We start from the raw sequence: 10,825 nt of genomic DNA, 5'->3' as shown, positions 1-10,825 counted from the left end.
TCATCGCAGGCGAACGCATTCCAAATGTGGGCGCTGGCTTGCCTGCAATAGCAGTCTGACAGTCAACGTTTCTCTTGCTTGTTCGGCAACGGCGCAAACAACGCCTCGATATCCTCGTTGCCCAGCTGCCAATCCCCAGTCGTACGCCCATCCAGCACACCCGCCGCCAGGTCGGATTTTTCCTTTTGCAGGTGCTGGATTTTCTCCTCCACCGTGCCTCGCGCAATCATCTTGTACACGAACACCGGCTTCTCCTGACCGATGCGGTACGCACGGTCAGTGGCCTGGTTTTCCGTGGCCGGGTTCCACCACGGGTCGTAGTGAATCACGGTATCGGCTTCGGTCAGGTTCAGGCCCACACCGCCGGCCTTCAGGCTGATCAGAAAAATCTGTAACTTGCCGCTCTGGAAATCCTTCACCGGTGTGCGCCGATCGCGGGTCTGGCCCGTCAGCAGTGCGTAGGCGACGCCGCGTTTTTTCAGCTCGACTTCGATCAGGCTCAACATCGAGGTGAACTGGGAAAACAACAGGATCCGGCGGCCTTCCTCAAACAGCTCTTCGAGCATGTCCATCAGGCTGTCGAGCTTGCCCGAGCTGCTGCCACGGGTGGGCAGGGTCGCATCGTTGACCAGGCGCAGGTCGCAGCACACCTGGCGTAGCTTCAGCAGTGCCTCAAGGATGATGATCTGGCTGCGCGCCACGCCTTTGCGGGTAATCTCGTCGCGCACCTTTTTGTCCATGGCCAGGCGCATGGTCTCGTACACATCGCGCTGGGCCTCATTGAGGTCGACCCAGTGGATGATCTCGGTCTTGGGCGGCAGTTCCGTGGCCACCTGCTCCTTGGTGCGGCGCAGCAGGAAGGGTTTGATCCGGCCGTTGAGGTGCTGCAATCGCACCTCACTGGCGCGCTTTTCGATGGGGACGCGGTAGTCGCGGTTGAAGCTTTTGACGTCGCCCAACCAGCCCGGCAGCAGGAAGTGGAACAGCGACCAGAGTTCGCCCAAGTGGTTTTCCAGCGGTGTGCCGCTCAGGCACAGGCGCTGCCGGGCATTCAGCTCGCGCGCGGCCTGGGCAGCCTTGCTGGAAGGGTTCTTGATGTACTGGGCTTCATCGAGGATCAGCACATGCAAGGGCAGGGCGGCGAGGTGTTCGATGTCCTTGGGCAGCAGGGCGTAAGTGGTCAACAGCAGGTCGTAGTCTTGCAGGCTGGCGAAATGTTTCTTGCGCGTTGCACCGTACAGCGCCAGCACCTTGAGTTGCGGGGTGAAGTGCGCCGCTTCGTCGAGCCAGTTGGGGATCAGGCTGGTGGGCATCACCACCATGCACGGCCGGTCCAGGCGCCCGGCGATCTTTTCGCTGAGGATATGTGCCAAGGTCTGCAGGGTTTTGCCCAGGCCCATGTCATCCGCAAGAATCCCGCCCACCTCCAGTTGGCGCAGCGACTGCATCCAGCTCAAACCTTCCAGCTGATAAGGCCGCAGTGTTGCGTTCAACCCCTCAGGCGCTGCACAGGTGAAATCCTTGATGTTCCGCAGTCGCTGGGCAAAGTTGCGGATCTTCTCGCCGCCCTCCCATTGCAGGGGCAGGTCTTCCAGCGGGTTGAGGCGAATCGCATCGGCCTTGGCCAGGCGCAGCGTGGTGGTGCCGGGCTCTTGCAGGTAGAACTCCCCGAGGGTGGCGAGCACCGGTTTCAAGCGGCCGTAGGGCAGTGCCACTTGCAGTGGGCCGTGACCGCCGTTGGGCAGGCCGGGGATATTCACCAGGATCAGTTCTTCATCGCGGCGGCGTGCGAGTTTTTCCGGGTTGAGGATTTCGGTGTGGGAGCGCATCAGGTTGAGCAGGATCGGCAGCAGGCTCAGGCGCTCACCGTTGACGATAATTCCCAGCTCCAGGTCGAACCAGTCGCGTTCCGGGCCTTCATCGACAGTGGCGTACCAGTCGTCGACGGCGCTCAGGTCAAAACCGAAGTCTTCGTCGATCTGCAGCTCCCAGCCCTCGGCCCGCAGGGTCGGCGATGCATTGAGGGTGAAGTTCAGCCAGGCGCTGTCATTGACCATCTCGAACAACTCGCCGGCGCTTTCCGGCAATGCCTTGCTCTGGCGCGTGGCGATCTTGAAACCGAGCAGGCGCAGTTGCTCGCGATAGGGCTGCTCCAGCTCGGGATGGCGCTTGATGCGCAGGCTCTGGGTTTCCTGGCGCACGATGATGTCGGCGTTCTTCTGCCCGCTGACATAGTTGCCCAAATAGTTGAACGACAGCGCCGCACGGTGCTGGATATAGCGCTGCATCTTGCCGTTGCGCGGTTCAAACGCGCTGAACTCGACGCTGGCCAGCCACAGGCGCGGCACGGGCACCACATCCTCCATCACCACCTGTGGCAACACCACGCGGTTATCCAGCACGGCCTGGAGTTTTTCCAGCAGCTCGGCATCCTGGGCCGCAGCCGGGTAGGCCAGGGTTTCCTGGACCTTGAGCAGCACCGCCGCGATGTGTTTGCAGTTGGTGTGCACCGGGCAGGTACAGCGGCTGTCCACCAGGATCAGCGTGCCCTTGGCCGATTCACGCAATGAGATGGTCTGCCGGTAAACGTTGCCCCCTGAGCCTTCGCAACTGGCGATGATGGTGCTGTCGCCGGACTCGACGATGCGCACACGGTTCTCCAGGGCGTAGCGTCGTCCGCGCTCCAGGCTTTGCTCTTTGAAGCGATTGGCCCATGAAGGGGCCAGGGGTTTGGTCAGCGGCGACGTCAGGGGCATGGCGCTGGATCAGTCCTGAATGTCGGGCGGGGGGGCGCTGGGTGGTTTGGCGGTCAGCGAAGTGATCTTGATCAGCAGTGCCAGGTGGCCGCCGTCCAGGTAGTTGAGCTGGTTGTTCTTGGTGCGCACGTCTTTCTGGCTCAGGTGTTCGCTGGCCACCACGCTGCCGTTGCTGTCGAACGTGTTGAGCCAGAAGTCCGCATCGATATCGGTGAAGCGGCCCAGTTGCAGGCTCAACACACCCTCGATGGGGAACTGGCCGAACTGCTCCTGGCCGTCGGTGATCGCGATCTTCACCGGCTGCTCGCCAAGGTTCTGTTCCCAGGCCTTGTGCGCCAGTACGGTAAAGCTGTTATCGGCGTTGAGTTTGTCGACGATATTGTTCAGGCGCGGCGGGCTCATCCTGTCGCCCAGGCGCACGGCCCCGTCGTCCCAGTTTTCCGGTGCGGCGCGGCTGTTAAGCGCAGGCTCTGCATTCTGGCGTACCAGGATCATTTCCACCTGGTACGGACTGTCGGCAAATGCCGAAGGCGCGAGTACTACCAATAACAGGCTCAGAATGCGGAACAGGCGCATTGGGGCGTCCTTCAAACAGATTTCGGGATGAGGCGCTCGAACAACGCCTCCAATGTATTAAAGCGTTCTTCGGCACGTTCCATCGGCACCATGAATTTGAACAGCGTAGCCCCTTCGAACTTGTAGCGGTTGGGCTGGCCCTGGATCAGCTTGATCAGCACCAGTGGGTCCACCGGTGTCTGCGCTTCGAACTCGATACGCCCGCCCTGCGGCCCGGCGTCGACTTTCTTGATCCCAAGCTGCTCGGCCTGCAATTTGAGCAAGGTCAGGCGCACCAGGTTCTTGGTTGGCTCGGGCAGCAGGCCGAAGCGGTCGATCATCTCCACCTGCAGGTCCTTGAGGCCCTCTTCGTCGGTGGCCGAGGCGATGCGCTTGTACAGGATCAGCCGCGCATGCACGTCCGGCAGGTAGTCTTCGGGGATCAACGCCGGCAAGCGCAGGTTGATTTCCGGACCGCCGCCCAGGGGTTGATCGAGGTTCGGCTGCTCGCCCTTGCGGATGGCTTTCACCGCGCGTTCAAGCATCTCCATATATAAGGTGAAGCCGACTGCCTGGATCTGCCCGCTCTGGCCATCGCCCAGCAGTTCGCCGGCGCCGCGGATCTCCAGGTCGTTGGTGGCCAGGACAAAACCGGCGCCCAGGTCCTGGGTGTTGGCGATCGCTTCCAGGCGCTTTTCGGCGTCCCCGGTGATCTGTTGGCGGGGCGGCGTCAGCAGGTAGGCATACGCCTGGTGGTGACTGCGCCCAACCCGGCCGCGCAGCTGGTGCAGTTGGGCCAGGCCGAACTTGTCCGCCCGTTCGATGATGATGGTGTTGGCACTCGGCACGTCGATGCCGGTCTCGATGATGGTCGAGGCGATCAGCACGTTGAAGCGCTTGTGGTAGAAGTCGCTCATCACCTGTTCGAGATCGCGTTCGCGCATCTGCCCATGGCCGATGGCGATGCGTGCTTCCGGCACCAGTTCGGCAAGGTCGGCGGCGCACTTCTCGATGGTTTTTACGTCGTTGTGCAGGTAGTACACCTGGCCGCCGCGCAGTAGTTCCCGCAGCAGCGCTTCCTTGACCGTGCTTTTGTTCTGCTCCATGACGAAGGTGCGCACCGACAGGCGCCGCGCCGGCGGCGTGGCGATGATCGACAGGTCGCGCATGCCCGACACGGCCATGTTCAGCGTGCGCGGAATCGGCGTGGCGGTGAGGGTAAGAATGTCGACCTCGCTGCGCAGGGCCTTGAGCTGTTCCTTTTGACGCACACCGAAGCGGTGTTCTTCGTCGATGATCACCAGGCCCAGGTTCTTGATCTTCACATCGTCCGACAGCAGCTTGTGCGTACCGATCACGATGTCGATCTTGCCTTCCGCGAGGTCGGCGACGGCGGCGTTCACTTCCTTGGCGGACTTGAAGCGGCTCATCACTTCCACGCTCACCGGCCAGTCGGCAAAGCGGTCGCGGAAGCTGTTGTAGTGTTGTTGGGCGAGCAGGGTGGTCGGCACCAGGATCGCCACTTGTTTGCCACCGTGTACCGCAATAAAGGCTGCGCGCATGGCCACTTCGGTTTTGCCGAAGCCCACGTCGCCGCACACCAGGCGGTCCATCGGCTTGGGTGCGAGCATGTCGGCGCGCACCGCTTCGATGGTGGTTTGCTGGTCCGGGGTTTCTTCGAAGGCGAAGCCGGCGCTGAAGGTGGCGTAGTCGGCTTTCGGGTCGGCGAAGGCATACCCTTCGCGCGCCGCACGACGGGCATAGATGTCGAGCAGTTCGGCGGCGACATCGCGCACCTGTTCGGCGGCCTTGCGCTTGGCTTTTTGCCAGGTCTCGGAACCCAGGCGGTGCAACGGCGCGAGGGCGTCGTCGCTGCCGGTGTAGCGGGCGATCAGGTGCAGGTTCGCCACCGGCACGTAGAGCTTGGCGCCCTCGGCGTATTCCATGGTGAGGAATTCGGCGGCCTGGTTGTCGATCTCCAGGGTCTGCAGGCCGAGGTAGCGGCCGACGCCGTGGTCGATATGCACCACCGGCGCGCCTTCGCGCAGTTCCGTGAGGTTTTTGATCACCGCATCGTTGTTGGCGTCGGCGCGTTTTTCACGGCGGCGACGCTGCATCACACGCTGGCCGAACAGCGGGCTCTCGGCGATCAACGCGAGCGCCGGGTCATCCAGCAGCAGGCCTTCGTCCAATGGCGCGATGGTGATCGCCAGGCGCTCTTTGCTGGCGACAAAATCCGGCCAGCTGTCGACGGTTTTCGGCCGCAGCTTCAGGCGTTCCAGCAGTTCCAGCAGCACTTCACGGCGCCCGGCGGACTCGGCGGTGAACAGCACGCGGCCGGGGAAGTCGCCGAGGAAGTTCGAGAGTGCTTCCAGTGGTTGCGTGGCTTTGGCCTGGATCGCCAGGTCCGGCAGCGTCGCCGCCGGGAAGCGTTCGCGGCCGCTGCCGGCGTCCACATCCTGTTGGCTGGCAACTACGCGCGGCCAGTTTTTCAGGCGGGCGAAGCAGTCTTCCACCGGCAGGAACAGCTCGGCGGGCGGCAATAAAGGCCGGGACGGATCGACGCGGCGCTCTTCATAGCGGTTGCGCACGTCATTCCAAAAGTTTTCCGCCGCTTGCTCGATGCCTGGCAACGAGAACACTTGGGTGTCCTGGGGCAGGTAGTCGAACAGGGTGGAGGTTTCGTCGAAGAACAGCGGCAGGTAGTACTCGATACCGGCCGGCGTAATCCCGCTGCTCAAGTCCTGGAAGATCGGGCAGCGGCGGAAGTCCACATCGAAGCGTTCGCGAAAGCGCGCCTTGAAGCGCGTGACCGCGTCTTTTTGCAGCGGGAATTCCCGCGCCGGCAGCAGCTTGATCGACTCGACCTTATCGATGGAACGCTGGTTTTCCGGATCGAAGGTGCGCAGGGTCTCGATTTCGTCATCGAACAGGTCGATGCGGTACGGCAACTTGCTGCCCATCGGGAACAGGTCGATCAGCGCGCCGCGCACGGCGAATTCACCGTGCTCATACACCGTGTCGACGCAACGGTAGCCGCTCGCTTCCAGGCGCGTGCGCATCTGCTCCACGTCGAGCTTCTGGCCAATATCCAACACCAGGCTGCTGCCCAGCAGGAACTTGGTCGGCGCCAGGCGATGCAGGGCCGTGGTGATCGGCACCACCAACACACCGTGGGCCAGTTCCGGCAGGCGGTACAGGCTGGCGATACGCTGGGAGATGATGTCCTGGTGCGGCGAGAACAGGTCGTAGGGCAGGGTTTCCCAGTCGGGAAAATGCAGCACCGGCAAATCGGGGGCGAAGAAGCTCAGCTCCTGCTCCAACCGTTCGGCGCTTTGGCTGTCGGCGGTGAGCAGCAGGGTAAAGCGCTTGGCTGCGCTGGCAGCCTCGGCAATGGCCAGGCTCAGGGCGGCACCGGGCAGGTTGCCCCAGTGCTGTTTACCTGCCGCGGCAGGGAGAAGCGGTAGACGCAGAACGGGCACGGAAGGTTGAGCTCCAAGCGTTGCGACAAAGTCGGTAATTGTAACGGCCCGAGGTGCCGCCTGTCAGTTGCTGACTGAGCCTATTACGGTTTGTAGGAAATGTAGTGGCTAAGACAAACAAAGCAGCCTTTTGACTCATTATGTAGTGCCGTTTTGCACGGATGTTTCGGAGAGTTACGGACAAGTTGGCGGCAGTGCGCCATTGGCGGCCTTCTGAAACCCGCGTGTTTCCTGGCCTGTAGCGGGGTGGTATTTTTTTGCAAGGGCTTTTTGTTGTGGTTGGCGCATTGCTCAACGGGCGGTCGGGCGACATAATGTAGCCCCTTTTTTCAGCCCCTACATGTGGAAGGTTCCCGTGACTCAGAAGCCCGACCAGTGTCTTGGTGAATGGATCGACCGTGAAGCACTCGCAGAAGCGATGATCCCGCTTATCGGTCAGCTGTACCGCAATAACAATGTGGTGAGCTCGATCTATGGCCGCAGCCTGATCAACCAATCAGTCATCGCGATTCTCAAGGCGCATCGCTTTGCTCGCCATCGTTCTGCCGACGACAGCGAACTCTCCGTCCACGAAACATTCCCCCTGCTCAAGGCCATGAGCGAGCTCAAGCTCGGCGCGGCTTCGGTAGACCTGGGCAAGCTGGCCTACAAATTCCGCCAGGAAGGCGCCGGTCGTACCGCCGAGCAGTTCGTGCGTGAAGAAATGGCCGATGTGGTTGGCCAGCAAAACGCCGCTGCCCGCAAAGGCACCGACGTTGTCCTGTACGGCTTCGGTCGTATCGGCCGCCTGCTGGCGCGCATCCTGATCGAAAAAACCGGTGGCGGCGACGGCCTGCGCCTGCGTGCCATCGTGGTGCGCAAAGGCGCCGAGAACGACCTGACCAAGCGTGCCAGCCTGCTGCGCCGCGATTCGGTGCATGGCTCGTTCAACGGCACCATCACCATCGACGAAGAAAACAACACCATCACCGCCAACGGTAACCTGATCCAGGTGATCTACGCGAAGAACCCGACTGAGGTGGATTACACCCAGTACGGTATCAAGAACGCCCTGCTGGTGGACAACACCGGCGTATGGCGCGATGCCGAGGGCCTGGGCCAGCACCTGACCTGCCCGGGTATCGACCGCGTTGTGCTGACCGCGCCAGGCAAAGGCAAGCTCAAGAACATCGTGCACGGCATCAACCACGGCGAAATCACCGCCGACGACAAGATTGTGTCCGCCGCTTCCTGCACCACCAACGCCATCGTGCCGGTGCTGAAGGCTGTGAATGACAAGTTCGGCATCGTTAACGGCCACGTTGAAACCGTTCACTCGTACACCAACGACCAGAACCTGATCGACAACTTCCACAAGGGCGATCGCCGTGGTCGTAGCGCCGCGCTGAACATGGTCATCACCGAGACCGGTGCTGCCACTGCCGCTGCCAAGGCCCTGCCTGAGCTGGCTGGCAAGCTGACCGGTAACGCGATCCGTGTGCCGACGCCTAACGTGTCGATGGCCATTCTCAACCTCAACCTTGAGAAAGCCGCCACCCGTGAAGAGATGAACGAGTACCTGCGCTACATGGCGCTGCACTCCGACCTGCATAAGCAAATCGACTTCGTCAACTCGCAGGAAGTGGTCTCCACCGACTTCGTTGGCTCGCGCCACGCCGGCGTAGTGGACGCGGAAGCGACCATCAGCCAGGACAACCGCGTTGTGCTGTACGTTTGGTACGACAACGAGTTCGGCTACAGCTGCCAGGTGGTTCGCGTGATGGAAGACATGGCCGGGGTCAACCCGCCTGCGTTCCCGCGCTAAGCCGTTGCAGTGAATGAAAAAGCCCCGACTGGTTCGGGGCTTTTTCATGGCTGGGCTTGTGGTGTGGGTGAGGGCCTCATCGGAGCATGGGTATCTACACAACTTTTGCTCAACGCTGAACGCCCGGCAGATAGGGCTGTTGTGGCGAGCGGGCTTGTCCCGCGTTGGGCTGCGAAGCAGCCCCAAAACCAGCCTCCACAGAGTGTCTGATACACCGCGTTCTTCCTTACTGGGGCTTGCTACGCAGCCCAACGCGGGACAAGCCCGCTCGCCACAGGGGAACTCGCCAGTCTCTGAAAATTGTGTAGATACCTATGCTCATCGGAGGCAAGCCCCCTCCCACACTTGGATTTGCGAATAGATTCAAATGTGGGAGGGGGCTTGCCCCCGATAGCGGTGGTTCATCTGCAACATCTGCACCTGGCACCCTTTTTCATTTCAGCAGTTTGCCGCGCAACTCATCCGACAAGCCCTTGGGCGCCAGCCAGATGCCCAGGTAGGCTCTTGCCAGCGCGTCATTGCGACTGCTGAACACCACTTGGTCATTGATCTCCAAATTCAGGCCACGGCCCGGGTGAAAGTCCAGGGCGTAGCGATCACCGCTGCGGATGTTACGAAAGCTGGCGTGCAGCTGGTCCAGCTCGGGCTTCAAGCGGGCGCTGGCTTGCTGGCGTTCCAGTGTCGTGTTGGCCGCTTTTATCACGTCGCTACGGTCGATATCGCGAAAGTAGTACAGCACAAGGCGCAACGCCTTTTGCTGGTCCCACGCCTGCTTCGCACCCAGGTCCGCCGGGGCATACAGCGCCGCTGCATAGACATCGGCCCAGAGATAGGTCAGCACGGCCTGGTTTTTCAACGCCAACTGTTGGGACTGCGCCGGAAAATTCGCCTGGGTGAGGCGATCTGCCTCATTGGCGAACGTCGGGATCGAGAACATCAGCAATAAACACAAAACGACATGCCGCATAATGGTCGGTCCTGAAAAGGTGCGTGCTTTCAGGTTAATTCAATTCCGGCAGTGGCAGGGTTTATGAGCAATCTGCGTCAAATGGTGATGTTCTGTGCGGTGGCGCTGCTCACCGGATGCGGCGGCGATTCGCTGGAGCGCTTTGGCGGGCCAACCATGGGCAGTACGTATTCGATCCAGTACGTCAGGACATCGAGCACGCCAGGCCCGCAAGAACTCCAGCACCAGGTGGAAAGTCTATTGGGCGAAGTTGACCGGCAGATGTCAACCTACCGCAGCGACTCCGCTATCGCGCGTTTCAACCGCCTGCCGACGAACAGCTGTCAGCCCATGCCTGCGCCGATCCTGCTCTTGGTGCGCACCGGCGAGCAGCTGTCCCAGGGGAGCGACGGTGCGTTTGACCTGACGGTCGAGCCGCTGCTGAACCTGTGGGGCTTCGGTCCCCAGGCGCGCGAGTTGAAGGTGCCGGATGCCATGAGTCTGGCGCAAGTCCGCCAGCGAGTCGGCCATCAGCATTTGCGCATAAACGGCGAGCAGCTGTGCAAGGACGCCGCGGTCGAAGTCGACTTCAACAGCATCGCTGCCGGCTACGCAGTCGATCGAATCGCCGAGCTGCTCACCCACCAGGGCGTCCAGGACTATCTCGTCGAAGCCACCGGCGAACTCAAGGCCGCCGGCCATAAACCTGACGGCGCACCTTGGCGTATTGCCCTCGAAGAACCGCGTGACGATCAGCAGGTCGCCGAGAAAATCCTCAATGTGAACGGCTTTGGCGTGTCGACGTCAGGTGACTATCGCAATTATTTCCAGCAGGATGGTCGGCGTTATTCCCACACGCTGGATGCGCGCACCGGTACGCCGATCACCCATCAATTGGCCTCGGTGACCGTATTGCACCCTTCGGCGTTGATGGCGGATGGTTTGTCGACGTTGCTGCTCATCCTCGGGCCTGAGCAAGGCTGGGACTATGCTGAGCAGCACGGCATCGCGGCCTTTTTTGTGAGGCGCGAAGGGGACGGCTTCGTCACACGCACTAACCAGGCGTTCGAGCAACTGACGGCGCTGAAACCGTAATCAGCCGTGTGTAGTAAAGGCAAAACTGGCCTACGACGCGACCAAGGGTTAATGTGCGCGGCGTTGAGCCTTATATAGACTGTGCCCCGGTTCACACACTTGAGCCAAATTGTCCTTCATGACCGCTGGCCGCGGCATGATTTAGCCAGGCGTCCAACCGTGCGCCTGGCCTGTTCTGAGGAGTACG

General features: G+C 61.4%; 6 protein-coding genes. 2 read left to right on the top strand and 4 right to left on the bottom strand.

Going from position 1 to position 10,825, the window contains the following annotated elements; translation table 11 throughout:
• Positions 1-62: 62 nt before the first annotated feature.
• From FIV39_RS19295 to mfd, 3 genes are read right to left on the bottom strand one after another with little or no spacing between them, the layout of a single operon-like run.
• The gene (locus FIV39_RS19295; protein WP_090407758.1) at positions 63-2,756 is read right to left on the bottom strand and encodes a DEAD/DEAH box helicase; all 2,694 of its coding nucleotides are present in this window, start codon (positions 2,754-2,756) and stop codon (positions 63-65) included.
• A 9-nt stretch (positions 2,757-2,765) separates the two neighbouring features.
• On the bottom strand, positions 2,766-3,332 hold the full coding sequence (locus FIV39_RS19290; protein WP_090407756.1) for a CsiV family protein: 567 nt from the start codon (positions 3,330-3,332) through the stop codon (positions 2,766-2,768).
• An 11-nt stretch (positions 3,333-3,343) separates the two neighbouring features.
• A complete protein-coding gene (mfd, locus tag FIV39_RS19285; protein ID WP_090407753.1) occupies positions 3,344-6,793 on the bottom strand; it encodes a transcription-repair coupling factor in 3,450 nt (1,149 codons plus the stop codon).
• Positions 6,794-7,133: 340 nt separating this feature from the next.
• Here mfd and FIV39_RS19280 point away from each other — a divergent pair, with 340 nt between their 5' ends.
• Entirely contained in the window at positions 7,134-8,597 is a 1,464-nt protein-coding gene (locus tag FIV39_RS19280; protein ID WP_090407750.1) for a glyceraldehyde-3-phosphate dehydrogenase, read from the top strand.
• 433 nt (positions 8,598-9,030) lie between these two features.
• Here FIV39_RS19280 and FIV39_RS19275 read toward each other — a convergent pair whose 3' ends face one another.
• Positions 9,031-9,564, bottom strand: a complete 534-nt coding sequence (locus tag FIV39_RS19275; protein ID WP_090407747.1) for a chalcone isomerase family protein — start codon at positions 9,562-9,564, stop codon at positions 9,031-9,033.
• A 63-nt stretch (positions 9,565-9,627) separates the two neighbouring features.
• Here FIV39_RS19275 and FIV39_RS19270 point away from each other — a divergent pair, with 63 nt between their 5' ends.
• Positions 9,628-10,638, top strand: coding sequence for an FAD:protein FMN transferase (locus FIV39_RS19270; RefSeq protein ID WP_244176409.1), 1,011 nt, complete (start codon positions 9,628-9,630; stop codon positions 10,636-10,638).
• Positions 10,639-10,825: the final 187 nt, after the last annotated feature.

The organism is Pseudomonas grimontii (genome assembly GCF_007858185.1).
GTDB classification, from domain to species: Bacteria; Pseudomonadota; Gammaproteobacteria; order Pseudomonadales; family Pseudomonadaceae; genus Aquipseudomonas; species Aquipseudomonas grimontii.
The sequence above is the reverse complement of the archived record's forward strand: the minus strand, read 5'-3'. Positions and strand labels throughout refer to the sequence as shown.

Bases quoted from the DNA above. Each gene is read 5' to 3' on its own strand.
- FIV39_RS19270 (WP_244176409.1), top strand. From the start codon at position 9,628: ATGAGCAATCTGCGTCAAATGGTGATGTTCTGTGCGGTGGCGCTGCTC.
- FIV39_RS19280 (WP_090407750.1), top strand. From the start codon at position 7,134: ATGTGGAAGGTTCCCGTGACTCAGAAGCCCGACCAGTGTCTTGGTGAA.
- FIV39_RS19275 (WP_090407747.1), bottom strand. From the start codon at position 9,564: ATGCGGCATGTCGTTTTGTGTTTATTGCTGATGTTCTCGATCCCGACG.
- FIV39_RS19295 (WP_090407758.1), bottom strand. From the start codon at position 2,756: ATGCCCCTGACGTCGCCGCTGACCAAACCCCTGGCCCCTTCATGGGCC.
- FIV39_RS19290 (WP_090407756.1), bottom strand. From the start codon at position 3,332: ATGCGCCTGTTCCGCATTCTGAGCCTGTTATTGGTAGTACTCGCGCCT.